This window comes from Streptomyces sp. PL-25 (assembly GCF_058344915.1).
On record NZ_CP136997.1, the window covers coordinates 5,465,298 to 5,492,215 of the forward strand.

Consider the following 26,918-nt stretch of genomic DNA (forward strand, 5'->3'; position numbering starts at 1 on the left):
GGTCCGGCACCGGCGCGGGACGGTCTTCGCCGACCCCGCCCACCGCGTGGATCAAGGGCATTACGATGCCTTGACTGTCAACGGAGGGGAATCCAGCCATGTCCAACACCCAGCCCGCACCAGATGGTTTCGGGCCGCCGCAGCAGCCCCCGCAGCCCCCGCAGCAGCCGGTGGTGCCGCCCCAGCCCCCGCAGCAGCCCGCGCCGGGCTACGGCTACCCGCAGTCGAACCCGAACTACGGCTACCCGCAGTCGGCCCCGGGCTACCCGGCCGCGCCGCCGGTGGGCTACCCGCAGGCCTATCCGCAGGCCCCCGGTTACGGCATGCCCATGCAGCCGAGCAACGGCATGGGCACCACGGGTCTGGTCCTGGGCATCATCGGCGTGGTGTGCAGCCTGACGTTCTTCCTGTGGTTCTTCGGGATCATCCTGGGCATCCTCGGGATCATCTTCGGCGCCATCGGGCGGGGCAAGGCCAACCGCGGGGAGGCCACCAACAAGGGCGCCGCCACGGGCGGCCTGGTCTGCGGCATCATCGCCACGGTGGTCCTGCCGCTGCTGGGCCTGCTGATCTTCGCCAGCATCATGGGCAGCGCCAGCACCTTCTGACGGCATCCGCCGCACGGCGCGGGCTGGCCGCCACGACCGGCCGGCCCCGCCCCGCCCCGGCCCCCGCCCGCGCCCTGCCGGGCGCCCGCTGCGCGCGCGCCCGGCATGATCCGAACGAGAAGCGCTAGGCGCCGGCCCCCGCCCGCAGCCTCTCCCGCGCCTCCATCAGCGCGAAGCCCAGCAGGTTCGGCCCGCGCCAGCGCTCAGGGTCGGACGCCGCCTCGTCGCCCGCGGCGAGACCGATGCCCCACACCCGGTCCACCGGGGACGCCTCCACCAGCACCCGGTCGCCCGTCGCGAGCAGGAAGTCCCGCAGCGCGGGATGGGCGGCGAACTTGTGGACGCTGCCCTCCACCACGATCCCGAAGCGCTCCCGCGCCCATATCGCGTCGTCGAAGCCGCGCACCAGCCGCCCGGCCTTCTTCGCCTGCGAGGGATGCCCGGCGGCCAGCACCCGCCGCTCGCCCTCCGCGTCACCGAAGAGCCGCGCCTTGCCCGCCATCATCCAGTGCTCGGCGCTCGCGTAGGCCACGCCGTCCACGGTGAACGGCGACGGCCACCACTGGCTGAGGCAGCTCGCACCGACACGGCCGTCCGGACGCGGACCGTGTCCCCAGAAGTGCAGGTAGTTGATTCCCGCCCCCGTCCGGACCGCGCTGACCAGGGCTTCCCGCGAACCGATCTCCACCATGCACGCGAGTGTGGCACGCACCACTGACACTCCGTCCCGCCTTTTCCGTGCCGACTCGACACCTGGTCGACAGATTCCGTCGCGTAACCAAAAGGCAACTACGGAATCACTTGTTGGCGACCCGGTGCTCTGTCAGGATCGGCACTCAAATCGAGCCGGAGCTACGCCGTCCGCCGCTGAACAGCGGCGCCGGCGGAGGAGAGCGACATGCACCACCCGGACCCCGCCACGCAGGACAGATTCCCTGCTCAGGACCGTTTCGCCGACGGCGCCCAGTACATCGCCGGACGGCCGGCGCACGGCACGTCCGGCCGCACCCACACCGTGCTGGATCCGGCCACCGGCGGCGCGGTCCTCACCTACGCACTGGCCGGGACCGAGGACGTCGACGCCGCGGTCGCCGCGGCCCGCGACGCCTTCCCCCGCTGGGCGGGCGCCGCACCCGGCGAGCGTGCGGACGCGCTGCACCGCTTCGCGGCCGTGCTCGCCGAGCGCGCCGAGGACTTCGCCCGCGCCGAGTCCCTCCAGTGCGGCAAGCCGCTGAAGCTGACCCGCGAGTTCGACGTGCCGGGCACCATCGACAACACCGCGTTCTTCGCGGGCGCCGCCCGGCACCTGGAGGGCCGGTCGGCGGGCGAGTACTCCGGCGACCACACCTCCTACGTGCGCCGCGAGCCCATCGGTGTCGTCGGCTCCATCGCGCCCTGGAACTACCCCCTCCAGATGGCCGCCTGGAAGATCCTCCCGGCGGTCGCCGCGGGCAACACCATCGTCCTGAAGCCCGCCGAGCTGACCCCGCTGACCTCGCTGATGTTCGCGCGGGCCGCCACCGACGCGGGCATCCCGGACGGTGTCATCAACATCGTCACCGGCACCGGCAAGGAGGCCGGCGAGCACCTGGTCGGCCACCCCGACGTGGTCATGACCTCCTTCACCGGCTCCACGGGCGTCGGCAGGCGGGTCGCCGAGATCGCCACCGCCACCGTCAAGCGCCTCCACCTCGAACTGGGCGGCAAGGCCCCCTTCGTCGTCTTCGACGACGCCGACCTGGACGCCGCGGTCAACGGCGCCGTCGCCGGTGCGCTCATCAACACCGGCCAGGACTGCACGGCCGCCACGCGCGCGTACGTGCAGCGCGCCCACTACGAGGAGTTCGTGGCGCGCACGGCCGCCCTCATGGAGACCGTGCGGCTCGGCGACCCGTTCGCCGCCGGGACCGACCTGGGCCCGCTGATCTCGCACGCCCAGCGCGACCGGGTCGCCGGTTTCGTCGACCGGGCGCGTGCCTACGCGCGCGTGGTCACCGGCGGCGAGGCACCGCAGGGCGAGCTGAAGGACGGCGCCTACTACCGGCCCACGCTGATCGCGGACGCCCCGCAGGACAGCGAGATCGTCCAGTCGGAGATCTTCGGCCCGGTCCTGGCCGTACTGCCCTTCGACACCGACGACGAGGGCATCGCGCTGGCCAACGACACCCCGTACGGCCTGGCGGCCTCCGCCTGGAGCCGGGACGTCTACCGCGCCAACCGCGCCACCCGCGAGATCAAGGCGGGCTGCGTGTGGGTCAACGACCACATCCCGATCATCAGCGAGATGCCGCACGGCGGCTACAAGTCCTCCGGCTTCGGCAAGGACATGTCCGCCTACTCCTTCGAGGAGTACACCCAGCTCAAGCACGTCATGTTCGACAACACCGCGGTGGCGCGCAAGGACTGGCACCGCACCGTGTTCGGGGACCGATAGCCGAACCCCGGCCCGCCAGCGGGCCGGATCCTCCGGAAAGGGCATACGCGCATGGAGCAGTACGAGCCCGACCGCCCGACACCGGCCCGGCCGGAGCCCGCGGGGCGCGGCCGGCGGGGCGGCGGGGCCGTCCTCGGCCGCCGTTCGCTGCTGCGCGCCGGCGCGGGCGGTGTGTTCGCGGCCGGCGCACTCGGGGCGCTGAGCGCCTGCGGGATCCCCGCGGCAGGCAAGACCCAGGGCGGCACCGCGACCGAGGACCACTCGGCGCGGGAGAAGAGCGTGAACTTCTCCAACTGGCCCGAGTACATCGACGTCGACGACAGCGGCAAGCACCATCCGACGCTGGAGGCGTTCACCCGGCGGACCGGCATCCAGGTCACGTACACCGAGGACATCAACGACAACAACGAGTTCTTCGGCAAGATCAAACCGCAGCTCGCCGCGGGCCAGGACACCGGCCGGGACATCATCGTGCTCACCGACTGGCTGGCCGCCCGGGTGATCCGCCTGGGCTGGGTGCAGAAGCTGGACCCGGCCAACCTGCCGCACGCCTTCGCCCGCCTCGCCGAGCAGTTCCGCAGCCCGGAGTGGGACCCGGGGCACGCCTACTCCTACCCCTGGCAGGGCGTGTCCACCGTCATCGCCTACAACAAGAAGGCCCTGGACGGCATCGAGGTCCGCTCGGTCTCCGACCTGCTCGACAACGCCGGGCTCAAGGGGCGGGTCGGCCTCCTGTCAGAGATGCGCGACAGCATGGGCATGACGCTGCTGGACATGGGCAAGGACCCGGCCAAGGTCACCGCCGACGACTACGACGCGGCGGTCGCCCGCCTCCAGAAGGCCGTCGACAAGGGCCAGATCCGCCGCTTCACCGGCAACGACTACACCTCCGACCTCACCAAGGGCGACCTCGCCGCCTGCCTCGCCTGGGGCGGCGACGTCGTCCAGCTCAAGGCGGACAACCCCGACGTCGGCTACCTCATCCCCGAGGCCGGCTACATGACCTCCACCGACTGCATGCTGATCCCCGCCAAGGCCCGCCACAAGACCAACGCCGAGCGCCTGATCGACTTCTTCTACGAGCCCGAACAGGCCGCCGCGCTCGCCGCCTACGCCAACTACGTCACCCCGGTCGACGGCGTGAAGCCCTACCTCGCCAGGATCGACGAGGCGGCGGCGGACAACCCGCTGATCATTCCCGACAAGGCCACGGCGGCCAGGTCCCACGCCTTCCGCGCGCTCGGCGAGAAGGAAGAGGCGGCCTACGAAGAGAAGTTCGCGAAGCTCACAGGGGCGTGACCACCATGAAGACGACACCAGAGACGACGGACCCCAGCGGGGACGTCCGGCTGACCCGGATCAGCAAGCGCTACGGCTCCTTCACCGCCGTGCAGCCGCTCGACCTGACTGTCCCGCAGGGCTCCTTCTTCGCCCTGCTCGGCGCCTCGGGCTGCGGCAAGACCACCACCCTGCGCATGATCGCCGGCCTGGAGGAGCCCACCGGGGGCACCGTCCACCTCGGCGACCAGGACGTCACGCATCTGCCGCCCTACAAACGCCCGGTGAACACGGTCTTCCAGTCCTACGCCCTCTTCCCGCACCTGGACATCTTCGAGAACGTCGCCTTCGGGCTGCGCCGGCGCGGCATCAAGAGCGTCAAGAAGCAGGTCGAGGAGATGCTCGACCTGGTCCAGCTCGGCGAACAGGCCCGCAAGAAGCCGCACCAGCTCTCCGGCGGCCAGCAGCAGCGCGTCGCCGTGGCCCGCGCGCTGATCAACCACCCCAAGGTGCTGCTGCTCGACGAACCGCTCGGCGCCCTCGACCTGAAGCTGCGCCGCCAGATGCAGTTGGAGCTCAAACGCATCCAGACCGAGGTCGGCATCACCTTCGTGCACGTCACCCACGACCAGGAGGAGGCCATGACCATGGCCGACACGGTCGCCGTGATGAACGCCGGACGCGTCGAACAGCTCGGCTCGCCCACCGACCTCTACGAGAACCCGCGCACCACGTTCGTCGCCAACTTCCTGGGCACCTCCAACTTCATCGAGGCCGAGGTCGACTCCAGGAGCGGCGACGAGATCGTCCTCCGGGCCGGCGGCGGGCGGCTCACCCTGCCCGGCACGCGCTGCCCGGTCCCGGCCGCCCCCGGCGGCAAGGTACTGGCCGGCGTCCGCCCGGAGAAGATCTCCCTCACCCACGCCGACGACGCGGACGCCGTGCCCGAGGGCCGCAACCGCATCACCGGCCGCATAGCCGACTCCAGCTTCATCGGCGTCTCCACGCAGTACGTCATCGACAGCCCGGTCTGCTCCGGCTTCGAGGTCTACGCCCAGAACATCGACCGCGACCCGCGCCTGACCCCCGGCGCCGAGGTCGTCCTGCACTGGAACCCGGCGCACACCTTCGGTCTCGACGCCGCCCAGGACATCGACGCGGGCGCCGGACCGGTCGAGGAGGAGGCCGCCTGATGACCGCCGTCACCGAGGCGCCGCCCCCGCTCGCGCCCACCGCCCCCGAGGCGAAGCCGCCGCGCAGAAGGGGCCGCCTCACCCCGTACTGGCTGCTGCTGCCCGGCATCCTGTGGCTGGTCGTCTTCTTCGCCCTGCCGATGATCTACCAGGCGTCCACCTCGGTGCAGACCGGCTCCCTGGAGCAGGGCTACAAGGTCACCTGGCACTTCGTGACCTACTGGGACGCCCTGTCCGAGTACTGGCCGCAGTTCCTGCGCTCGGTGCTCTACGCGGCCGCCGCGACCGTCCTGTGCCTGCTGCTCGGTTATCCGCTGGCCTATCTGATCGCGTTCCGCGCGGGCCGCTGGCGCAATCTGATCATGATCCTGGTGATCGCGCCGTTCTTCACCAGCTTCCTGATCCGCACCCTGGCCTGGAAGACCATCCTCGCCGACGGCGGCCCGGTGGTCGGCGCCCTCAACGCGCTGCACGTCCTGGACGTCACCAACTGGCTCGGCTGGACCTCGGGCGACCGGGTGCTCGCCACCCCGCTCGCGGTGGTGTGCGGACTGACGTACAACTTCCTGCCGTTCATGATCCTGCCGCTGTACACCTCGCTGGAGCGGATCGACGGACGGCTGCACGAGGCGGCCGGCGACCTGTACGCGCGGCCCTTCACCACCTTCCGCAAGGTCACCTTCCCGCTCTCCATGCCCGGCGTGGTCTCCGGCACCCTGCTGACCTTCATCCCGGCCGCGGGCGACTACGTCAACGCCGACCTGCTCGGCTCGACCGACACCCGGATGGTCGGCAACGTCATCCAGTCGCAGTTCCTGCGGATCCTGGACTATCCGACGGCCGCCGCGCTCTCCTTCATCCTCATGGCCGCGATTCTCGTCATGGTCACCGTCTACATCCGCAGGTCCGGGACGGAGGATCTCGTCTAAATGCCCTTCGTCACCTGGCTCAAGCGCCATCTCGTCGTCATCGCCGGACTGCTGACCCTCGGCTATCTGCTGCTGCCCAACGTCGTCGTCACGGTCTTCTCCTTCAACAAACCCAAGGGCCGCTTCAACTACGAATGGCAGCGTTTCTCCACCGACGCCTGGAAGGACCCGTGCGGCGTCGCCGGAATGTGCGGCTCGCTCTCGCTCAGCCTCCAGATCGCCGTCTGGGCCACCCTGGGCGCCACCGCGCTCGGCACGATGATCGCCTTCGCCCTGGTCCGCTACCGCTTCCGCGCCCGCGGCGCCGTCAACTCGCTGATCTTCCTGCCGATGGCGATGCCCGAGGTCGTCATGGCCGCCTCGCTGCTCACCCTCTTCCTCAACATGGGCGCCCAGCTGGGCTTCTGGACCATTCTGATCGCCCACATCATGTTCTGCCTCAGCTTCGTCGTCACCGCCGTCAAGGCCCGTGTGATGTCGATGGACCCGAGACTGGAGCAGGCCGCGCAGGACCTCTACGCCGGTCCGTTCCAGACGTTCTGGCGGGTCACCCTGCCCATCGCGGCACCCGGGATCGCCGCGGGCGCGCTGCTCGCCTTCGCGCTCTCCTTCGACGATTTCATCATCACCAATTTCAACGCGGGCTCCACCGTCACCTTCCCCATGTTCGTCTGGGGCTCGGCGCAGCGCGGCACACCCGTTCAGATCAATGTCATCGGCACGGCCATGTTCGTCCTCGCCGTACTGTTCGTGCTGGTCTCCATGGTCATCGGAAACCGCCGTGCCCGGAGCAAGGCGTGACATCCGCCCGGGGTTTCTCTGTCTCTCTGTCTCTCCTGAATTCCCCGGGAGAACCGCACCACCCGCTTTTCCCGCACCACCGAACGACTCTGTAGGGAGTTGAAATCATGGCCCCGAGCGCCATGACCCGCTGGACCGATTCGCTCCGTGAGGCGCAGCCCGCGCCGTACTGGCTGGACGACCCCGGCCGCCCCCGCCCCGAGCCCGCCCTGACCGGCACGGCCACCTGCGACCTGCTGGTCGTCGGCGGCGGCTACAGCGGACTGTGGACCGCGCTGATCGCCAAGGAGCGCGACCCCGGCGCCGACGTGGTGCTCGTGGAGGGCCGCGAGGTGGGCTGGGCCGCCTCCGGCCGCAACGGCGGCTTCTGCGCCGCCTCCCTCACCCACGGCCTGTCCAACGGCCTCACCCGCTGGCCCGACGAGATCCACGAGCTGGAGCGGCTGGGCGCGCGCAACCTCGACGCCATCGAGGAGACGATCGCCCGCCACGGCATCGACTGCGAGTTCGAGCGCACCGGCGAGATCGACGTGGCCACCGAGCCGTACCAGGCCCGCGAACTGCGCGACTGGCACGCGGAGCTGACCGACAAGGGCCTCGCCGAGGGCATCGAACTGCTCGACCGGGACGCGGTGCGCGCCGAGGTCGCCTCGCCCACCTTCGAGGCGGGCCTGTGGGACCGCCGGGGCGTCGCCATGCTGCACCCCGCCAAACTGGCCTGGGGCCTCAAGCAGGCGTGCCTGCGGCTCGGCGTCCGCGTCCACGAGCACACCCCGGCGCTCACCCTCAGGCCCTACGGCGCCGGCATGAGCGTCACCACCCCCTACGGCCGGATCCGGGCCCGCCGGGTGGCCCTCGGCACCAACGTGTTCCCGAGCCTGGTCCGGCGGGTGCGCCCGTACACCGTCCCGGTCTACGACTACGCCCTGATGACCGAGCCGCTGAGCGCCGACCGGCTCGACCCCCTCGGCTGGAAGAACCGCCAGGGCCTCGGCGACTCCGCCAACCAGTTCCACTACTTCCGGCTCTCCGCCGACAACCGGATCCTGTGGGGCGGCTACGACGCCGTCTACCCCTACGGCGGCCGGGTGCGCGCCGAGTACGACGACCGGCCGGAGACCTACGCGCGCCTCGCCGGGCACTTCTTCACCTGCTTCCCGCAGCTGGAGGGCGTCCGCTTCACCCACGCCTGGGGCGGGGCCATCGACACCTGCTCGCGCTTCTCGGCGTTCTTCGGCACCGCCCACCAGGGCAAGGTGGCGTACGCGGCCGGGTACACCGGCCTGGGCGTGGGCGCGACCCGGTTCGGCGCCGAGGTGATGCTCGACCTGCTCTCCGGCGAGCGCACCGAGCGCACCGAACTGGAGATGGTCCGCAGGAAGCCGCTGCCGTTCCCGCCCGAACCGCTGGCCTGGACCGGTATCGCGCTCACCAAGTGGTCGCTGGCGCGCGCGGACGCCCACGACGGCCGCCGCAATCTGTGGCTGCGCACGATGGACCGGCTGGGCCTCGGCTTCGACAGCTGACGCACCGGCCGCGGGACCCCCCTTCCGGGAATGTGACCGGGTTCACTCCAACGAGGGACCCGAACCCGCGTAATGCCTGATGGGGACCTCCCTCTCCCTCGTGGACGCGACTTCCCGCGTCCACGGCGAAGAGGGAGGTCTTTCCATGACCGGGACGAAGACGGCGGTCGAGTGGCTGGCATCGGCCGCACCGGACCCCCGGGCCTGCCGCAGGGAGTGGGAGCGCAACCCGCGCGGCGTCGCGCTGCTGCCCGCGGGCAAGGCGTGGGACGTGCTGTTCCTGCCCGGTGAACTCGGCTATCCGACGCTCGACGTGCTGAGCCGGGTGCTCGACCAGCTCGGCCCGGTGCTGGCCGACTTCGGCGACCAGCGCCTGGGCTTCCTCGTGCCGCCCGGCACCGCGGCGCGCTGGATCGGCACCGGCGTCCGCAGCGCCGGGGCCGGCACCTGGATCGTCGTGCCGTACCCCGGCCGGACCGCCGGGACGCTGCGCTGGCTGGTCCCGCCGGACGGCTCGGGCACCCTCACCGACCCGGCGCTGCTGGAGCTGGCGATGCACGAGGCCGCCGCGTATCTGGCGACGGGGGACGACACCCGGTGAGGCGGCGCGGCGCGGGCGCGGCCGGGTCCGCCGCGGCGCCGCGAGCGGTGCGCGCCGGGCCCGCGCACGCGCGCCGGAGTGCCGCGGGCCGTCAGAGGTCTTGACAACCCAATTGGTCTGGACCAAATTGGGCGCGCTCCTCCACCCTCCAAACTCCCCCTGCCCGGAGGCACTTGTGGAACGCGACAGACGACACCGACCAGCGACGCGCCGGCTGCTCGCCGGACTCACGGCCACCCTCCTGGCCGTGCCCGGCGTCACCGCGCTCTCGTCGGCCGCCCGTGCGGCCGACGCGGACCTCGCGCGCAACGGCGGCTTCGAATCCGGCCTCGACGGCTGGACCTGTACGGCCACCGGCAAGACGGTGGCCACCCCCGTCCACGGCGGCACGGCCGCGCTGCAGGCGACCCCGGCCGGCAGCGACAACGCCCAGTGCGCCCAGACGGTGTCCGTCCAGCCGAACTCCCAGTACACGCTGTCCGGTTACGTCCGGGGCTCCTACGTCTACCTCGGCGCGAGCGGCACCGGCACCACCGACACCTACGCCTGGACCCAGTCCGCCGCCGACTGGCAGCAGCTCACCACGAGCTTCCGCACCGGCGCCGACACCACCAAGGTCACCATCTACACCCACGGCTGGTACGGCACCGGCGCCTACAACGCCGACGACATCTCCCTCACCGGCCCCGGCGGCACCCCCGGCCAGCAGCCGCCCGCCACCCCCGCGGGCCTGAAGACCACCGCCGTCACCGCCACCAGCGTGGCCCTGTCCTGGTCACCCGCCACGGGCGCGACGGGCTACGCCGTCTACCGCGACGGCACCAAGGTCCAGACGGCCACCGGCACCACGGCGACCGTCACCGGCCTGAACCCGTCCACCGCGTACAGCTTCCAGGTCGCGGCCGTGAACGACGCGGGCGAGTCGACGAAGTCGGCCGCGGTCGCCGCGACCACCGCCGCCGACCCGGGCGGCCCCGGCAACGGCGACCCCGGCCTGCCCACCCACGCCCTCGTCGGCTATCTGCACGCCAGCTTCGCCAACGGCTCCGGCTACACCCGCATGGCCGACGTCCCCGACAGCTGGGACATCATCGACCTGGCCTTCGGCGAACCCACCTCGGTCACCTCCGGCGACATCCGCTTCAACCGCTGCCCGGTCACCGAGTGCCCCGGCGTCGAGAGCGACGCCGACTTCAAGGCCGCCATCAAGGCCAAGCAGGCCGCCGGCAAGAAGGTCCTCATCTCCATCGGCGGCCAGAACGGCCAGGTCCAGCTGACCACCGCCGCCGCCCGGGACACCTTCGTCTCCTCCGTCTCGAAGATCATCGACGAGTACGGCCTCGACGGCCTCGACATCGACTTCGAGGGCCACTCCCTGTCCCTGAACACGGGTGACACCGACTTCAAGAACCCGACGACGCCGGTCATCGTCAACCTGATCTCCGCGGTGAAGACCCTGAAGGCCAAGTACGGCGCCAAGTTCGTCCTCACCATGGCCCCGGAGACCTTCTTCGTGCAGATGGGCTACCAGTACTACGGCACCGGCAAGTGGGGCGGCCAGGACCCGCGCTGCGGCGCCTACCTCCCGGTGATCTACGCCCTGCGCAACGACCTGACCCTGCTGCACGTTCAGGACTACAACTCCGGCTCCATCATGGGCCTGGACAACCAGTACCACTCCATGGGCGGCGCCGACTTCCACATCGCCATGACCGACATGCTGCTCACCGGCTTCCCGGTCGCCGGCGACACCGGCAACATGTTCCCGGCGCTGCGCCCCGACCAGATCGGCATCGGCATGCCGGCCTCCACCCAGGCGGGCAACGGCTACGTCGCCCCCGCCGAGGTCACCAAGACCCTCGACTGCCTGACCAAGAAGACCAACTGCGGCTCCTACGCCACCCACGGCACCTGGCCCGCCCTGCGCGGCCTGATGACCTGGTCGATCAACTGGGACCGCTTCAACGGCTATCAGTTCCAGAAGAACTTCGACGCGTACTTCGGCTGAGCACCGCCAGCAGCACCGTCCCCAGGCACCAGGCGGCGACCACGTCCAGCGGCCAGTGGTAGCCGCGCCTGACCAGTCCGTAGGAGACGGCGAGCACCAGCACGACGCCCCCGGCGACCGCCAGTCGCCGGGCCCGCGCGGTCCGCAGCCACGGCCGCAGCACCACCACCGCACCCCCGTAGGCGACGACCGCCGTCGCCGTGTGCCCCGAGGGGAAGTACCCCGTCCCCGGCGGCACGGCGGGGGTGCCCGGCCGCGCGGTCCACTCCTTGAGCGGCACCAGCAGCGCCGGGACCGCGGCCAGCACCAGCAGCGCCAGCAGCGGCGCCCACCACCAGCGCCCCAGCCCGGCGGCGCGCCCCCGCCACGCCGCGTACCCGGCGACCACCAGCAGCACCGGCACCGCCACCTGCACGTTCCCGAGGTCCGAGAGCAGCTCCGAGGCCCGGTCCGGGTGCACCAGCCCCCGGCTGGCCCACCGGTCCACCCGCAGCAGGGGGCCGTGCGCCACGACCTGCCAGGTGATCACCGCGAACACCGCGAACACCGTGCACCAGGCGACCGGAACTCCGGCCGTCCGACTCACTCGATCCCCTCGACCCGTACTCACGGGGACAGCCTCCCAGACCCGTGACATGCCGAAGGGCCGGCGCGGAGGGGGGGTTCCGCGTCGGCCCTTCGAAGACGGCCGTCCATGCGAGTGCGGCCGTCCGACCGGAACGTCGCGCGCCCCGGGGGGTTTGGGGCGAGCGACCGTCCGACCGGTGAGGAGACCCGGAGCCCGAGGGCCCCGGTGGTGTGCGCGAGGCACGGACCAGGTCGAAGCTGGGGAGGCTACGGCCTGATGTCGCCCACAGTCCCCTGTGGGCGGGGTGTATCTCTCATCTGGAAGAGAACCTACGGCAGCGCGGGGACCGGGGACAGCCGGATCGGTGAGCTGCCATCCACCTCGCACACCTTCTTCACACGGTCTGCCGCCCGCCGTCCCACCTGTGCGGATGCGCCGCTCAGATGCGCGCGAACGCCTGCTCGATGATGTCGAGGCCCTCGTTCAGCAGGTCCTCGCCGATCACCAGCGGGGGCAGGAAGCGCAGCACGTTGCCGTAGGTGCCACAGGTCAGGACCAGCAGGCCCTCGGCGTGGCAGGCCTTGGCGACGGCCGCGGCCACCTCCGCCGCGGGCTCCTTGGTGGCGCGGTCCTTGACCAGCTCGACGGCGATCATGGCGCCGCGGCCACGGACGTCGCCGATCACGTCGAACTTCTCCTGCATCGCGCCGAGCCGGGCCTTCATGACCTCCTCGATGCGCTGCGCGCGCGCGTTGAGGTCCAGCTCCTTCATCGTCTCGATCGCGCCGAGCGCACCGGCGCAGGCCACCGGGTTGCCGCCGTAGGTGCCCCCCAGGCCTCCCGCGTGCGCGGCGTCCATGATCTCGGCGCGGCCGGTGACGGCGGCCAGCGGAAGGCCGCCCGCGATGCCCTTCGCGGTCGTGATCAGGTCCGGCACGATGCCCTCGTCCTCGCACGCGAACCACTGGCCGGTGCGGCAGAAGCCGGACTGGATCTCGTCCGCGACGAACACGATGCCGTTGGCGGCGGCGAACTCGCGGATCGCCGGGAGGAAGCCCTTGGCCGGCTCGATGAAGCCGCCCTCACCGAGCACCGGCTCGATGATGATGGCGGCCACGTTGTCCGCGCCGACCTGCTTGCTGATCTGGTCGATGGCCTGCGCGGCGGCCTCCGGGCCCGCGTTCTCCGGGCCGGTCGGCCAGCGGTAGCCGTAGGCGACCGGGACGCGGTAGACCTCGGGCGCGAAGGGACCGAAGCCGTGCTTGTACGGCATGTTCTTCGCGGTCAGCGCCATGGTCAGGTTGGTCCGGCCGTGGTAGCCGTGGTCGAACACGACGACCGCCTGGCGCCTGGTGTAGGCGCGGGCGATCTTCACCGCGTTCTCGACGGCCTCGGCGCCGCTGTTGAACAGGGCCGACTTCTTCGCGTGGTCGCCCGGCGTCAGCTCGGCCAGCGCCTCGGCCACGGCCACGTAGCTCTCGTACGGCGTGACCATGAAACAGGTGTGGGTGAAGTCGGCGAGCTGCGCGGAGGCCCGGCGTACGACGGCCTCGGCGGAGGCGCCGACGCTGGTCACGGCGATACCGGAGCCGAAGTCGATGATGCGGTTGCCGTCGACGTCCTCGATGATGCCGCCGCCGGCGCGCGTGACGAAGACCGGCAGCGTGGAGCCCACGCCCTGCGCGACCGCGGCGGTACGGCGGGCCTGCAGCTCCTGCGACTTCGGGCCGGGGATGGCGGTGACGACGCGGCGCTCCTGCTCAAGTGCGGTCATAGAGGGCTCCCTGAAGAGATCATGCGTTGGGGGCTTGGGCTGTGCTCGAAGCTCTGCTTGAAGCTCTGCTTCGGTGCTGTGCTTCGGGCTTGGTCGAGGGTGGCGTTCCGTGGACGCCTTTCCCTCTTTTCTCGCAGGTTAAGACGGCAGAAGAGGGGCGGGCATGCTCCATGTGGGCGTTGTCGGCGGTCGCGGTTGTCCGTGGTGGACATAGAGGAGGGGGCGGGGAGGGAAAGGGTCCGGCGAGGGTGTCGGCGCGGGCGCCGGGGCGGGCGTCGGCGCCGGATGCGCGCGTCGCGCCGTGCGGACGGTGAACTCCCTTGTCCGGGGGTTAGATTGACTCGCTGATGTGACGGCACACGGAACGGCTGGTCGGGGAGCGACGGCGATGGACGACGGCGGGACGCAGGACGCGCGGGGCACGCATCCGAAGCGGTCGGACCCGGTACCCGGGCCGGGCGCCCCGGCACCCCAGCGGCATCCCGGCGCGGTACCGCGCCCGGCCATGCCCCGGCAGGCGCCGCCGATGCCGCCCCGCCCACCGGCGGCGCCGGGCGCGCAGGCGAGGCCGGGCGCGCAGGCAGGGTCGGGCGCGCAGGCGGGGCCGGGCGCGCAAGGGGCGTACGCGCCGGGTGCGGCGGTTACGGGCGGTGTGTCGGGTGCGGCGGCGGCGCCCGGTACCGGCCCCCGCTCCGCGGTCGCCGCCTGGCTCGACACCCCCCGGCCCGCCGCCGCGCCCGGCATCTGGCGGTTCGGACACCGGCCGCCCAAGGGCAGCGAGCCCGCCGGGGGCCGGCTCCCCGCGATCACCGCCGTGGGACTGCTGATCCCGCTGGTCGTGGCCCTGCTCGTGTGGTCGCTGTGGCGGCAGGGCGCGGTGCCCTATGAGTCGGCGCCGCTGAAGCTCTTCACACCCGAAGACTGGTGGTGGGGGGGCACGGTCTCCCCGAAGGGGTGGCAGGGGCAGGAGGCCAGGATCCTGTACGACGGTCTCTTCTTCGGCATCCTCGTCTACGCCGTGGCCCGGCTCGGCGGCTGGCCCGAGGTGGCGCGGCACTACATCGGCCGCCGCCCGCAGCCCGTGCGTGCCCTGTACGCCGCGGTGGGCGCGCTCGGCGCGCTGAGCCTGGTCTTCCCGGGCGCCTTCCCGCTGGTCGGCTGGGACCGGGTGCCGGTCGTCGACCCGGTGATCTCGCTCGTCGCCCTGGTCTCCGGCGGCTACGAACTGTTCACCCACGACGTCGTCAAGGACGGGCTGAACGTACTCATCACCCTGCTCGTCCTCTGGCCCTTCGCCCGCCTCGGCGGCTGGCCGGCGTACGGCCGGGAACTCCTCGCGCGCCGGCGCGCCGCGGCCGACCCCACCGCCCCGCCGCCCGCCGACCTGCCCCGCTCGCAGTGGCCCGAACTGCGCCACGCGGGCCAGTACCAGGCCGCCGAGCTGCTCACCGCCGAGGTGGCCGCGGACCGGATGAACGACGTCGACTGCGCCCGGGTGGAGAGGGCCTGGGCCGAGGCGCGGCGCGAAGCGGGGCTCGCGGCCTTCACCGACACCGTGCTGCGGCAGGGGGCCGCCGCCTGGACCCACCCGTCCGGCGCGCGCGACCTGCCGGGCCGCGCCGCCGCCCACGACCTGCTCACGGGACAGGTGCGGCTCGGCCGGTGGGTGCCCGGGGAGCGGACCCCGCGCGCCTACCACGGAGCCGGCGCCGCCGTCGGAGCCGAGCAGCTCGCCACCTCCCTGCTGCTCGTGGGACCGTCCGGCTCCGGCAAGACCCGGCACGTCGTCGAGCCGCTCACCGAGGGGCTGGCGCTGCGGGCACTGACCGGCCGGTGCGCGGTCGTCGCCGTCTGCGCCGCCGGTACGCCGCTCGGCCGCGACGGCGCGTACGACGTGGTGGTCCGGATCGGCGACCCCGCCTCCGCGCACGACCTCGACCCGTACGCCGAGTCCGACGACCCCGACGAGGCCGCCACCCTCCTCGCCGAGGCCCTGGTCGGCGACGTCGCCGCCGTGGGCACCCAGAGCGCCGCCACCGCGCTCGCCCAGCTCCTCGGCCCCTACCGCGCGGTGCACGGCCGCTTCCCCTCCCTGCCGGTGCTGCGCGAACTGCTGGAGGGCGACCCGGGGGCGCTGGCCGCCCTGCGGGCGGGACTCGCCGCCGACGACCGGCACGCGGTGATGCGCCGCGAGCTGGACGCCCGGATGCGGCAGTCGGGCGGCGCGGCGGACGCGGGCCCGGCCCTCGCCGACCGGCTCGCCCTGCTCGACCGGCCGGTCTTCGCCGACTTCTTCGGCGGCGGCCACGGGGGAGCGGGCACCGGAACGGGCGCCGGAGCCCGGCCGTTCTCGCTGCGCGCCGTCGCCCACCATCCGCTGCGGGTCCGCATCGACCTGCCCGAACGCGGGCACGAGGAGGCGTCCCGGATCATCACCCGACTGGTCCTGGCCCAGTTCCACGCGCTCGTACGGGACACCCGGCGCCCCCACTTCGCCTGCCTGGTCCTCGACGACGCGACCGGCGCCGTGACCCCCGAGTCGGTGCGCCGCATCGGCAGGCTGCGCTCGCAGAACGCCGGGGTCGTCCTCGCGCTCCGCTCGGTCGCGGACGTGCCCGAGGCCCTGCACGGGCCGCTGCTGGGCGCGGTGGGCTGCCGGATGGCGCTGTCCGGGGTCACCACCTGGGACGGCAGCCGGTTCGCGCACGCCTGGGGCACCGAGTGGGTGGAGACGAAGGAGGTCGCCAAGCACACCGTCTTCGCCGACCAGCCGATGACCCGGGCCATCCACGCCCTGCGCAAGCTGGTCACCGGGCGGGCGGTGACCACCGACGCGGTCACCACCAAGCAGGTCGAGCGGGAACGCTGGTCCGCCTCGCAGCTGGCCCACGAGGTGCCGCCGGGCCACGCGGTGCTGTCGCTGACCGGGGTGTCCGGCGAGCACGCGCCGCCGCTCCTGGTGGACCTGCGCGGCTGACGCGGCTCGTACGGTGAGGCAGAATCGACAGTGGCCGTTCATACGCGGCGGCCAAAAGGTCATGGGCGACGGCCCCTGGGCCGTTCCGCTCACCGGATCTCCGCAGACCTGAAGGTCGTCCCATGCCTCCCACGCTCGCCTCGCTCGTCCACCACTCCGCGCTCAAGCTGACCGTGCGCGCGGGCGGGGACGGCCTGGACGTGCCCGTCCGCTGGGCGCACGTCAGCGAGCTGGCCGACCCCGTGCCGTACATGGAGGGCGGCGAGCTGCTGCTGATCACCGCGCTCAAGCTGGACGCGGAGAACCCCGAGGCCATGCGCCGCTACGTGAAGCGGCTCGTCCAGGCGGGGGTGGTCGGGCTCGGCTTCGCCGTGGGTGTGAACTACGAGGAGATCCCCGAGGCGCTCGTGACGGCCGCCGCGGAGGAGGGGCTGCCCCTGCTGGAGGTGCCCCGGCGCACGCCCTTCCTCGCGATCAGCAAGGCGGTCTCCGCGGCCATCGCCGCCGACCAGTACCGCGCGGTCACGGCGGGCTTCGCCGCCCAGCGCGAACTGACGCGGCAGGCGCTCGGCTCCGGCCCCGAGGGGCTGCTCGCCGCGCTGGCCGCCCAGGTCGACGGCTGGGCGGCGCTCTACGACGCCTCGGGCGCCGTCGTCGCCGCCGCACCCGAGTGGGCGGTCCGCCGGGCCGCCCGGCTCACCGCCGACGTCGAACGGCTGCGCGACAGGCCCGCGCCCGCCTCCGCCGTGGCCGGTGTGCCCGAGACCGAGGACCGCGTGGAACTGCACTCCCTGGGCACCGGACGCCGCCCGCGCGCCGCCCTCGCCGTGGGCACCGCCGCCACCCTGGGCACCGCCGAGCGGTACGCCGTGCACTCCGCCATCGCCCTGCTGACCCTCACCACGGAACGCTCCCGCTCCCTGTACGCCGCCGAGCAGCGCGTCGGCGCGGCCGTGCTGCGGATGCTGCTCGCCGGGCAGCCCGACCACGCGCGGGCCGTCGCCGGTGACCTGTACGGCGATCTGCTGGACGCGCCGTTCCGGGCGATCGTCGCCGAGGCGGCGTCGGCGTCCGCCGCGCGGGCGCACGCCGACGCGCACGCGCGCGTGCAGCCCGCCAAGGCCGCCCCGGCCGCCGTGCCCACCGCCCTGGGCACCGGCGGCGACTCGCTCGCGGCCCTCGCCGAGGTGGTGGAGGCCGCCGCCGCGCGCTCCGGCGAGGCGGTGCTCGTGGTGCCCGACGGGGAGCGGCTGGTGGTGCTGGCCGCCGACGGCGGCGCGGCCGTCACCGCCTGCGGGGAGTACGCGGGCGTGCTGGAGGCGGCGCGGGCCGCCGCGGTCCCCGAGCAGCCGGCCGGCGGGGCGGCCGAACCGGTCGTGGGCCTGTCCGCCCCGGCCGGACCGATCGCCGCTGCCGCCGCCTTCAAACAGGCCGAGCAGGCACTGTCCGTGGCGCGGCGGCGCGGCCGGGTCCTGGTCGAGCACGAGCAACTGGCCTCGGGCTCCGTGCTGCCGCTGCTCGCCGACGACGCGGTACGGGCGTTCGCGGACGGGCTGCTGCGCGCGCTGTACGAGCACGACGCGACCGGCCGCGGCGACCTGGTGGCCAGCCTGCGCGCCTGGCTCTCCCGGCACGGCCAGTGGGACGCGGCCGCCGCCGACCTCGGCGTTCACCGCCACACCCTTCGCTACCGCATGCGCCGCGTCGAGGAGATCCTCGGCCGCTCCCTGGACGACCCGGACGTCCGCATGGAACTCTGGCTCGCCCTCAAGGCAACAGCCCCGGAATAGCCCCGCTGGGCGTATGTGCCTGGGCGCGGCACCTGCCCGGAGGCCACTGTTCCGGGCCCTCGACGCCACCTGAGCCGGGCGCGGGCCCCTGAGCCCGTCACTCGCCCACGGCTCGGTGCCGCTCCTCGAAGACCCCGCCCCGGGGCCGGCGCCGAGCCCCGGTCCGCCTTCCGGGCGGGCGTACGAGCCTGGGAGCGGCGCCTGCCCATGGCGCAGCGTCCGTCCCGAGGCTCCGTCCCGGCCTCGGCGCGACGCCTGAGCCCCGAATCCCGGCCACCTCGTCGGCGCCGGTGCGCCTGCCTGCCCGTGGCGCCTGCCCGCGCTGCGGCATCCGTCCGAGGACCCCGCCCCGTCCCCGGCGCCCGACGCCGAGCGCCGGCCCTCGACCCGGCACCCGCCCTGCCCCTCCCGGCACCCCGCGCCCGGCGCCCGCTCCCGAGCCCCGCATCCCGCACCCGTCACCGCCCCAAGCCCGCACCCCCAGACTCACCACCATCCCCCAGCCCACGCCACCTCCCACCACCCCACCACCTGCGCCAAACCGGCGTACGCCCCGCGCGCACTGCTCCACCCCGGACAAGCGCCGCCGGGCCGGTGCCGCCCTACCGTTGTCGTCGCAAGCAGTCATCACCACTCACCTCCTACGCGGAAGGGCCGGGATTCGTTCAATGACATCCACCACCGCCTTCTGGCTCGCCGGCCGCCAGGCCACCGGCGAGGACACCTTCGACGTCACCTCCCCGTGGGACGGCCGGACCGTCGGGCAGGTCAGCGTGCCGACCGACGCCCAGGTCGAGGAGGCCGTGGCCGCCGCGCACGCCGTGCTGGAGGAGTTCGCCGGCACCCCGGCCCACGTACGCGCCGCCGCGCTCGACCATGTCGGCAAGCGGCTGACCGAGCGCACCGAGGAGATCGCGCAGCTGATCTCCGCCGAGAACGGCAAGCCGGTCAAGTGGGCGCGCGGCGAGGTCGGGCGTGCGGTGTCGGTGTTCCGGTTCGCCGCGGAGGAGGCCCGCCGGTTCAACGGCGGGGAGGCCCAGCGCCTGGACACCGACGGCGGCGGTCAGGGCCGCCTCGCGCTCACCCGCCGCTTCCCCAAGGGTGTCGTCCTCGGCATCGCGCCATTCAACTTCCCGCTGAACCTGTGCGCCCACAAGGTCGCCCCCGCGATCGCCGCCGGTGTCCCGATCATCCTCAAGCCGGCCCCGGCCACCCCGCTGTCCGGTCTGATCCTCGGTGAGCTGCTGGCCGAGACCGAGCTGCCCGCCGGTTCCTGGTCGGTCCTGCCGGTCTCCAACGACCGGATGCCCGCCCTGGTCCAGGACGAGCGGCTGCCGGTCATCTCCTTCACCGGCTCCGAGAAGGTCGGCTACGCGATCATGGACTCGGTGCCGCGCAAGCACTGCACCCTGGAGCTGGGCGGCAACGGCGCGGCCGTCGTCCTCGCCGACTGGGCGAGCGACGAGGACCTGGACTGGGCGGCGACCCGCATCGCCACCTTCTCCAACTACCAGGGCGGCCAGTCCTGCATCTCGGTGCAGCGCGTGATCGCCGACGCCGCCGTCTACGACCGGCTGCTGCCGCGGGTCGTCGCCGCCGTCGAGGCCCAGGTCACCGGCGACCCGTCCGACCCGAAGACGGACGTCGGCCCGCTGGTCAGCGAGGACGCCGCGCGCCGCGTGGAGTCCTGGGTGCGGGAGGCCGCCGACGCCGGCGCCACCGTGCTCACCGGCGGCAAGCGCGACGGCGCCTCCTACGCGCCGACCGTGCTCACCGACGTGCCCGCCGATACCACCCTCGCCCGCGAGGAGGTCTTCGGCCCGGTCCTGACCGTGCAGAAGGTGCACGGCGAGGCGGAGGCGTTCGCCGCGGTCAACGACTCCAAGTACGGCCTCCAGGCAGGTGTGTTCACGCACGACGTGCAGACCGCCTTCCGCGCCCACCGCGCCCTGGAGGTGGGCGGCGTGGTCGTCGGCGACGTGCCGTCCTACCGCGCCGACCAGATGCCCTACGGCGGCGCCAAGCAGTCCGGCGTCGGCCGCGAGGGCGTGCGCTACGCCATGGACGACTACACCTACGAGCGCGTCCTCGTCCTGACCGGCCTGGCCCTCTAGGACCTGTCAGGAGCGGTCGAACAGATCGAACCGGCCGGACCGGTCACACCGTCCGGGCCGGTCACCGGCGACGACGGCCGGAGCCCACTGTGCGGGGGCTCCGGCCGTCGTCGTCCTGTACCGGGACGACGCCCGGCACCCCGCCCGCCCCCGCGATCAGCCGCCCGCACGCCCACCCCCGCGAACAGCCGCACGAGGTGGTGGCCCCGCCCGCCATCGGGTACACACGAACCAGGAGTACCGGTCGGTGGCGAACGCCCCCGAGATCCCTGTTCGCGAGGCCCGTCCTCGCGGTGAGGTGAGCCCCATGACCGCACCAGCGACCAGCAGCCCCACCGTGAGCGAGCGCGAGGCCCGGCAGGTGGCGGAGGCCGCCCGGGAGCAGCACTGGCGCAAGCCCAGCTTCGCCAAGGAACTCTTCCTCGGCCGCCTGCGGCTCGACCTCGTCCACCCGCACCCGCTCCCGGCCGACGACGACGTCCGGCGCGGCGAGGCGTTCCTGGCCCGGCTCCGCGACTTCTGCGAGACCCGGGTCGACTCCGCCCGCATCGAGCGCGAGGCGCGCATCCCCGACGAGGTCGTCACCGGGCTCAAGGAGCTGGGCGCCCTCGGCATGAAGATCGACACCAGGTACGGCGGCCTCGGCCTCACCCAGGTGTACTACAACCGGGCGCTCGCCCTGGCCGGTTCCGCCAGCTCCGCGCTCGGCGCGCTGCTGTCCGCGCATCAGTCGATCGGCGTACCGCAGCCGCTGAAACTCTTCGGCACCCAGGAGCAGAAGGACGCCTTCCTGCCGCGCTGCGCCCGTACCGACATCTCCGCCTTCCTCCTCACCGAGCCGGACGTCGGCTCCGACCCGGCCCGGCTGGCGACCACGGCCGTGCCGGACGGGGACGCGTACGTGCTGGACGGCGTGAAGCTGTGGACGACCAACGGGGTCGTCGCCGACCTCCTCGTCGTCATGGCGCGGGTGCCGAGGTCCGAGGGCCACCGGGGCGGCATCACCGCCTTCGTCGTCGAGGCCGCCGCCGAGGGCGTCACGGTCGAGCACCGCAACGCGTTCATGGGCCTGCGCGGCATCGAGAACGGCGTCACCCGCTTCCACCGGGTCCGCGTCCCGGCCGCGCACCGCATCGGCGAGGAAGGCCAGGGCCTGAAGATCGCCCTGACCACCCTCAACACCGGGCGGCTCTCCCTGCCCGCGATGTGCGTGGGCGCGGGCAAGTGGTGTCTGAAGATCGCCCGCGAGTGGTCGGGGGTGCGCGAGCAGTGGGGCAAGCCGGTCGCGCTGCACGAGGCGGTCGGCTCCAAGATCTCCTTCATCGCCGCCACCACCTTCGCCCTGGAGGCCGTCCTCGAACTGTCCTCCCAGATGGCCGACGAGGACCGCAACGACATCCGCATCGAGGCCGCCCTCGCCAAGCTCTACGGCTCCGAGATGGCCTGGCGGATGGCCGACGAACTGGTGCAGATCCGCGGCGGCCGCGGCTTCGAGACGGCCGACTCCCTCGCCGCCCGCGGCGAACGCGCCGTCCCCGCCGAGCAGATGCTGCGCGACCTGCGCATCAACCGCATCTTCGAGGGCTCCACCGAGATCATGCACCTGCTGATCGCACGCGAGGCCGTCGACGCGCACCTCGCGGTCGCCGGCGACCTCATCGACCCCGCCAAATCCCTGCCGGACAAGGCGCGCGCGGGCGGGCGCGCCGGTGTCTTCTACGCCAGGTGGCTGCCGAAGCTCGTCGCGGGCCCCGGCCAACTCCCGGGCTCGTACGCCGAGTTCCATCCGCGCGGGCACATCGACCTCTCCGGCCATCTGCGCTACGTCGAACGCCACGCCCGCAAGCTCGCCCGCGCGACCTTCTACGCCATGTCCCGCTGGCAGGGCCGGATGGAGAGCAGGCAGGGCTTCCTCGGCCGGGTCGTCGACATCGGCGCCGAACTGTTCGCGATGAGCGCCGCCTGCGTGCGCGCCGAACTCCTGCGCACCCGCGGCGAGCACGGCCGTGAGGCGTACCAGCTCGCCGACGCCTTCTGCCGCCAGTCCCGCGTCCGCGTCGGCGAACTCTTCGACCGGCTGTGGACCAACACCGACGACATCGACCGCACGGTCGTCAGGGGCGTCCTCGGCGGTGTCTACGAGTGGCTGGAGCAGGGCATCGTCGACCCCTCGGACGACGGCCCCTGGATCGCGGAGCCGGAACCCGGCCCCAGCGGACGGGAGAACGTCCACCGGCCGATCCACTAGCCCCACCGGCCGCCGCCCTCCCCGGCACCCCGCGTCCCCCGCCCACCGAGGCGCTCTCCCGCCCCGCCGGGGGCGTCTCCCCGCCACCCCCGGCCGTGTCCGGGACCGCGCTGTCCTGAGCCGGAGCCGTTGCGGCCACAATGGGGGGATGAGCGACAGTCCAGCCCCTCTCGCCGATCCGCATCTCGTCTTCGACCCCGCAGGCGACGGACCCAGGGACGTGGTCGTCCTCGGGTCCACCGGATCCATCGGTACCCAGGCCATCGACCTCGTGCTGCGCCACCCGGACCGCTTCCGGGTCACCGCCCTGTCCGCCAACGGCGGCCGGGTCGGTCTCCTCGCCGAGCAGGCGTTCCGGCTGCGGGCGCGGACCGTGACCGTGGCCCGCGAGGACGTCGTACCGGCCCTGCGCGAGGCGCTGGCCGCGCAGTACGGCGGCGGCGAACCGCTTCCCGAGATCCTCGCCGGGCCCGACGCGGCCACCCAGCTCGCCGCCTCCGACTGCCACACGGTCCTCAACGGCATCACCGGCTCCATCGGCCTCGCCCCGACCCTCGCCGCCCTGAAGGCGGGCCGCACCCTCGCGCTCGCCAACAAGGAGTCGCTCATCGTCGGCGGCCCGCTGGTCAAGGCGCTCGCCGCGCCGGGGCAGATCATCCCGGTGGACTCCGAGCACGCCGCCCTCTTCCAGGCCCTCGGGGCCGGCACCAGGGCCGAGGTGCGCAAGCTCGTGGTCACCGCGTCCGGCGGCCCCTTCCGCGGCCGCACCAAGGAGGACCTGGCCCACGTCACCGTCGAGGACGCCCTCGCCCACCCCACCTGGGCGATGGGCCCGGTGATCACGGTGAACTCCGCCACCCTCGTCAACAAGGGTCTGGAGGTCATCGAGGCCCATCTGCTGTACGACATCCCCTTCGAACACATCGAGGTCGTCGTGCACCCGCAGTCGTACGTCCACTCGATGGTCGAGTTCACCGACGGCTCCACGCTCGCCCAGGCGACGCCCCCCGACATGCGCGGGCCCATCGCCATCGGCCTCGGCTGGCCCGAACGGGTGCCCGACGCGGCGCCCGCCTTCGACTGGAGCAAGGCTTCCACCTGGGAGTTCTTCCCGCTCGACACCGAAGCCTTCCCCTCGGTCGGCCTCGCCCGGCACGTCGGCCGGCTCGCGGGCACCGCCCCGGCCGTGTTCAATGCGGCCAACGAGGAGTGCGTCGACGCGTTCCTGCGCGGCGCGCTGCCGTTCAACGGGATCATGGAGACCGTGACACAGGTGGTCGAGGAACACGGCACCCCCGCCACGGGAACTACTCTGACCGTGCCGGACGTCCTCGAAGCGGAGACCTGGGCCCGCTCCCGCGCCCGGGAACTGACAGCGCAATCGGCGACCGCGGAGGCGCGTGCATGACGTCCCTGATGATGATCCTCGGCATAGTCGTCTTCGTGATCGGCCTGCTGGTCTCCATCGCGTGGCACGAGCTGGGGCATCTGTCCACGGCCAAGCTCTTCGGCATCCGGGTGCCGCAGTACATGGTCGGCTTCGGACCGACGATCTTCTCGCGCAAGAAGGGCGAGACGGAGTACGGCATCAAGGCCATCCCGTTCGGCGGCTACATCCGCATGATCGGCATGTTCCCGCCGGGCGACGACGGCCGGGTCACCGCCCGCTCGACCTCGCCCTGGCGCGGCATGATCGAGGACGCCCGCTCGGCCGCCTTCGAGGAGCTTCAGCCCGGCGACGAGAAGCGCATGTTCTACACGCGCGCCCCGTGGAAGCGGGTCATCGTCATGTTCGCCGGCCCCTTCATGAACCTCGTCCTGGCGGTCGCGCTGTTCCTCGTCGTGCTGATGGGCTTCGGCATCTCGCAGCAGACCACCGCCGTCAGCTCGGTCTCGCAGTGCGTCATCGCGCAGAGCGAGAACCGCGACACCTGCACCAAGGCCGACGCCCCCTCGCCGGCCGCGGCGGCGGGCCTGAAGGCCGGTGACCGGATCGTCTCCTTCGACGGCGTGAAGACCGACGACTGGGACCGGCTCTCCGACCTGATCCGCGCCACCCCCGGCAAGGACGTGCCGATCGTCGTCCACCGCGACGGCCGGGACCTCACCCTGCACGCGAAGATCGCCAGCAACCAGGTCGCCGAGAAGGACTCCCACGGCCAGATCGTCCAGGGCAAGTACGTCACCGCGGGCTTCCTCGGCTTCAGCGCCGCCACCGGCGTCGTCCGCCAGGACTTCGGCGAGTCCGTGACCTGGATGGGCGACCGGCTCGGCGAGGCCGTCGACTCCATCGCGAGCCTGCCCGGCAAGATCCCCGCGCTGTGGGACGCGGCCTTCGACGGCGCCCCCCGCCAGCCCGACTCCCCGATGGGCGTGGTCGGCGCGGCCCGCGTCGGCGGCGACATCTTCACCCTCGACATCCCGCCCACCCAGCAGCTGGCCATGGCCATGATGCTGGTCGCCGGCTTCAACCTCTCCCTGTTCCTCTTCAACATGCTCCCGCTGCTCCCGCTGGACGGCGGCCATATCGCCGGTGCCCTGTGGGAGTCGCTGCGCCGCAACCTCGCCAAGGTGCTGCGCCGCCCGGACCCGGGCCCGTTCGACGTGGCGAAGCTGATGCCGGTCGCCTACGTGGTGGCCAGCGTCTTCATCTGCTTCACGATCCTGGTGCTGATCGCCGACGTCGTTAACCCCGTCAAAATCACCTAGGCACCCGCTGTTCGCGGCGGCCGGGCAGGCACCCTGTCCGGCCGCCTTCCATCGAGTGGGTTTGCCGGGTGGGATGTGCCGATGATCGGGGCGGTGCCGTAATCTCGAAGCCTGGAGCCCGCCGCTGAACGGGGCCGGACCTTGATCCACGACTTGGGGTTGCACAGCAGATGACTGCGATTTCTCTCGGCATGCCGTCCGTTCCGACCAAGCTCGCCGAGCGCCGCCGGAGCCGGCAGATCCAGGTCGGGTCCGTGGCGGTCGGCGGAGACGCGCCGGTGTCGGTGCAGTCGATGACGACGACGCGTACGTCGGACATCGGTGCGACGTTGCAGCAGATCGCGGAGCTGACGGCGTCGGGGTGCCAGATCGTGCGGGTGGCGTGTCCGACGCAGGATGACGCGGACGCGCTGGCGGTGATCGCGCGGAAGTCGCAGATCCCGGTGATCGCGGACATTCATTTCCAGCCGAAGTATGTGTTCGCCGCGATCGAGGCGGGGTGTGCGGCGGTGCGGGTGAATCCGGGGAACATCAAGAAGTTCGACGATCAGGTGCGGGAGATCGCGAAGGCGGCGAAGGACCACGGCACGCCGGTCCGGATCGGGGTGAACGCGGGGTCTTTGGACCGGCGGTTGCTGCAGAAGTACGGGAAGGCGACGCCGGAGGCGCTGGTGGAGTCGGCGCTGTGGGAGGCGTCGCTGTTCGAGGAGCATGGTTTCCGGGACATCAAGATCTCGGTGAAGCACAACGATCCGGTCGTGATGATCGAGGCGTACCGGCAGTTTGGCGCAGCAGTGCGACTATCCGCTGCATCTGGGGGTGACGGAGGCGGGTCCGGCGTTCCAGGGGACGGTCAAGTCGGCGGTGGCGTTCGGTGCGCTGCTGTCGCAGGGGATCGGGGACACGATCCGGGTGTCGCTGTCGGCGCCGCCGGCCGAGGAGGTGAAGGTCGGTATCCAGATCCTGGAGTCGCTGAATCTGAGGCAGCGGGGTCTGGAGATCGTGTCGTGTCCGTCGTGCGGGCGGGCGCAGGTGGATGTGTACAAGCTGGCGGAGGAGGTCACGGCGGGTCTGACGGGTATGGAGGTGCCGTTGCGGGTCGCGGTGATGGGCTGTGTGGTGAACGGTCCTGGTGAGGCGCGTGAGGCGGATCTGGGTGTGGCGTCGGGCAATGGGAAGGGGCAGATCTTCGTGAAGGGCGAGGTCATCAAGACGGTGCCCGAGTCGAAGATCGTGGAGACCCTGATCGAGGAGGCCATGAAGCTGGCCGAGCAGATGGAGGCCGACGGCGTGGCCTCCGGCGAACCCGAGATCTCCGTCGCGGGCTGACCCGCCGCCGACGACACCCGGCCCGGCACGC

Annotated in this window: 18 protein-coding genes and 1 pseudogene; 16 read left to right on the forward strand and 3 right to left on the reverse strand. The window is 72.4% G+C overall.

What is annotated here, in order from left to right:
• The first annotated feature begins 98 nt into the window (after nucleotides 1-98).
• Nucleotides 99-608: a DUF4190 domain-containing protein gene (locus R4Z62_RS24745; protein ID WP_064535516.1), complete on the forward strand. Its 510-nt coding sequence runs from the start codon at nucleotides 99-101 to the stop codon at nucleotides 606-608.
• Between the two features lie 124 nt (nucleotides 609-732).
• Here R4Z62_RS24745 and ybiA read toward each other — a convergent pair whose 3' ends face one another.
• The gene (gene ybiA, locus R4Z62_RS24750; protein ID WP_491521922.1) at nucleotides 733-1,299 is read right to left on the reverse strand and encodes a riboflavin biosynthesis intermediates N-glycosidase; all 567 of its coding nucleotides are present in this window, start codon (nucleotides 1,297-1,299) and stop codon (nucleotides 733-735) included.
• Nucleotides 1,300-1,506: 207 nt separating this feature from the next.
• Between ybiA and R4Z62_RS24755 the strand changes: the two genes are divergently transcribed.
• From R4Z62_RS24755 to R4Z62_RS24790, 8 genes are all read left to right on the forward strand, one after another.
• Nucleotides 1,507-3,042 (forward strand): gamma-aminobutyraldehyde dehydrogenase, encoded by a 1,536-nt coding sequence (locus R4Z62_RS24755; protein WP_491520907.1) that lies wholly within the window; start codon nucleotides 1,507-1,509, stop codon nucleotides 3,040-3,042.
• A 51-nt stretch (nucleotides 3,043-3,093) separates the two neighbouring features.
• Nucleotides 3,094-4,341 (forward strand): polyamine ABC transporter substrate-binding protein, encoded by a 1,248-nt coding sequence (locus R4Z62_RS24760; RefSeq protein ID WP_064535519.1) that lies wholly within the window; start codon nucleotides 3,094-3,096, stop codon nucleotides 4,339-4,341.
• A 5-nt stretch (nucleotides 4,342-4,346) separates the two neighbouring features.
• Nucleotides 4,347-5,513 carry an ABC transporter ATP-binding protein gene (locus R4Z62_RS24765; protein ID WP_382849171.1) on the forward strand — a complete coding sequence of 389 codons (1,167 nt, stop codon included), beginning with the start codon at nucleotides 4,347-4,349 and terminating at the stop codon, nucleotides 5,511-5,513.
• Nucleotides 5,513-6,442, forward strand: coding sequence for an ABC transporter permease (locus R4Z62_RS24770; protein ID WP_064535521.1), 930 nt, complete (start codon nucleotides 5,513-5,515; stop codon nucleotides 6,440-6,442). Before R4Z62_RS24765 ends, R4Z62_RS24770 begins: the two co-directional genes overlap by 1 nt.
• The gene (locus R4Z62_RS24775) at nucleotides 6,443-7,243 is read left to right on the forward strand and encodes an ABC transporter permease (RefSeq protein ID WP_064535522.1); all 801 of its coding nucleotides are present in this window, start codon (nucleotides 6,443-6,445) and stop codon (nucleotides 7,241-7,243) included.
• Nucleotides 7,244-7,350: 107 nt separating this feature from the next.
• A complete protein-coding gene (locus R4Z62_RS24780; protein ID WP_491520908.1) occupies nucleotides 7,351-8,769 on the forward strand; it encodes an NAD(P)/FAD-dependent oxidoreductase in 1,419 nt (472 codons plus the stop codon).
• 145 nt (nucleotides 8,770-8,914) lie between these two features.
• Nucleotides 8,915-9,370 (forward strand): bifunctional DNA primase/polymerase, encoded by a 456-nt coding sequence (locus R4Z62_RS24785; RefSeq protein WP_491520909.1) that lies wholly within the window; start codon nucleotides 8,915-8,917, stop codon nucleotides 9,368-9,370.
• Nucleotides 9,371-9,545: 175 nt separating this feature from the next.
• On the forward strand, nucleotides 9,546-11,378 hold the full coding sequence (locus R4Z62_RS24790) for a chitinase (RefSeq protein WP_389473281.1): 1,833 nt from the start codon (nucleotides 9,546-9,548) through the stop codon (nucleotides 11,376-11,378).
• Here R4Z62_RS24790 and R4Z62_RS24795 read toward each other — a convergent pair.
• A complete protein-coding gene (locus R4Z62_RS24795; RefSeq protein ID WP_491520910.1) occupies nucleotides 11,332-11,964 on the reverse strand; it encodes a phosphatase PAP2 family protein in 633 nt (210 codons plus the stop codon). The two genes, R4Z62_RS24790 and R4Z62_RS24795, sit on opposite strands and share 47 nt — an antisense overlap.
• Before the next feature lie 421 nt (nucleotides 11,965-12,385).
• A complete protein-coding gene (gene gabT, locus R4Z62_RS24800; RefSeq protein WP_064535526.1) occupies nucleotides 12,386-13,720 on the reverse strand; it encodes a 4-aminobutyrate--2-oxoglutarate transaminase in 1,335 nt (444 codons plus the stop codon).
• Nucleotides 13,721-14,108: 388 nt separating this feature from the next.
• Between gabT and R4Z62_RS24805 the strand changes: the two genes are divergently transcribed.
• The 7 genes and pseudogenes from R4Z62_RS24805 (at nucleotide 14,109) to ispG (ending at nucleotide 26,887) form a co-directional block, all read left to right on the forward strand.
• A complete protein-coding gene (locus tag R4Z62_RS24805; RefSeq protein WP_491520911.1) occupies nucleotides 14,109-16,697 on the forward strand; it encodes an ATP/GTP-binding protein in 2,589 nt (862 codons plus the stop codon).
• Nucleotides 16,698-16,819: 122 nt separating this feature from the next.
• Nucleotides 16,820-18,487, forward strand: a complete 1,668-nt coding sequence (locus R4Z62_RS24810) for a PucR family transcriptional regulator (RefSeq protein WP_491520912.1) — start codon at nucleotides 16,820-16,822, stop codon at nucleotides 18,485-18,487.
• Nucleotides 18,488-19,155: 668 nt separating this feature from the next.
• Nucleotides 19,156-20,601, forward strand: a complete 1,446-nt coding sequence (locus R4Z62_RS24815) for an aldehyde dehydrogenase family protein (RefSeq protein ID WP_491520913.1) — start codon at nucleotides 19,156-19,158, stop codon at nucleotides 20,599-20,601.
• A 307-nt stretch (nucleotides 20,602-20,908) separates the two neighbouring features.
• Nucleotides 20,909-22,849: an acyl-CoA dehydrogenase family protein gene (locus R4Z62_RS24820; protein ID WP_491520914.1), complete on the forward strand. Its 1,941-nt coding sequence runs from the start codon at nucleotides 20,909-20,911 to the stop codon at nucleotides 22,847-22,849.
• A gap of 148 nt (nucleotides 22,850-22,997) precedes the next feature.
• Entirely contained in the window at nucleotides 22,998-24,257 is a 1,260-nt protein-coding gene (gene dxr, locus R4Z62_RS24825; RefSeq protein ID WP_491520915.1) for a 1-deoxy-D-xylulose-5-phosphate reductoisomerase, read from the forward strand.
• A gap of 8 nt (nucleotides 24,258-24,265) precedes the next feature.
• Complete coding sequence (locus tag R4Z62_RS24830; protein WP_382852595.1) at nucleotides 24,266-25,558, forward strand: M50 family metallopeptidase; 1,293 nt, start codon at nucleotides 24,266-24,268, stop codon at nucleotides 25,556-25,558.
• 170 nt (nucleotides 25,559-25,728) lie between these two features.
• Nucleotides 25,729-26,887, forward strand: a pseudogene (gene ispG / locus R4Z62_RS24835) (flavodoxin-dependent (E)-4-hydroxy-3-methylbut-2-enyl-diphosphate synthase).
• Nucleotides 26,888-26,918: the final 31 nt, after the last annotated feature.

Bases quoted from the DNA above. Each gene is read 5' to 3' on its own strand.
- R4Z62_RS24770 (WP_064535521.1), top strand. From the start codon at position 5,513: ATGACCGCCGTCACCGAGGCGCCGCCCCCGCTCGCGCCCACCGCCCCC.
- R4Z62_RS24765 (WP_382849171.1), top strand. From the start codon at position 4,347: ATGAAGACGACACCAGAGACGACGGACCCCAGCGGGGACGTCCGGCTG.
- R4Z62_RS24805 (WP_491520911.1), top strand. From the start codon at position 14,109: ATGGACGACGGCGGGACGCAGGACGCGCGGGGCACGCATCCGAAGCGG.
- R4Z62_RS24775 (WP_064535522.1), top strand. From the start codon at position 6,443: ATGCCCTTCGTCACCTGGCTCAAGCGCCATCTCGTCGTCATCGCCGGA.
- ybiA (WP_491521922.1), bottom strand. From the start codon at position 1,299: ATGGTGGAGATCGGTTCGCGGGAAGCCCTGGTCAGCGCGGTCCGGACG.
- R4Z62_RS24815 (WP_491520913.1), top strand. From the start codon at position 19,156: ATGACATCCACCACCGCCTTCTGGCTCGCCGGCCGCCAGGCCACCGGC.
- R4Z62_RS24755 (WP_491520907.1), top strand. From the start codon at position 1,507: ATGCACCACCCGGACCCCGCCACGCAGGACAGATTCCCTGCTCAGGAC.
- gabT (WP_064535526.1), bottom strand. From the start codon at position 13,720: ATGACCGCACTTGAGCAGGAGCGCCGCGTCGTCACCGCCATCCCCGGC.
- dxr (WP_491520915.1), top strand. From the start codon at position 22,998: ATGAGCGACAGTCCAGCCCCTCTCGCCGATCCGCATCTCGTCTTCGAC.
- R4Z62_RS24830 (WP_382852595.1), top strand. From the start codon at position 24,266: ATGATGATCCTCGGCATAGTCGTCTTCGTGATCGGCCTGCTGGTCTCC.
- R4Z62_RS24745 (WP_064535516.1), top strand. From the start codon at position 99: ATGTCCAACACCCAGCCCGCACCAGATGGTTTCGGGCCGCCGCAGCAG.
- R4Z62_RS24820 (WP_491520914.1), top strand. From the start codon at position 20,909: ATGACCGCACCAGCGACCAGCAGCCCCACCGTGAGCGAGCGCGAGGCC.
- R4Z62_RS24810 (WP_491520912.1), top strand. From the start codon at position 16,820: ATGCCTCCCACGCTCGCCTCGCTCGTCCACCACTCCGCGCTCAAGCTG.
- R4Z62_RS24780 (WP_491520908.1), top strand. From the start codon at position 7,351: ATGGCCCCGAGCGCCATGACCCGCTGGACCGATTCGCTCCGTGAGGCG.
- R4Z62_RS24760 (WP_064535519.1), top strand. From the start codon at position 3,094: ATGGAGCAGTACGAGCCCGACCGCCCGACACCGGCCCGGCCGGAGCCC.
- R4Z62_RS24785 (WP_491520909.1), top strand. From the start codon at position 8,915: ATGACCGGGACGAAGACGGCGGTCGAGTGGCTGGCATCGGCCGCACCG.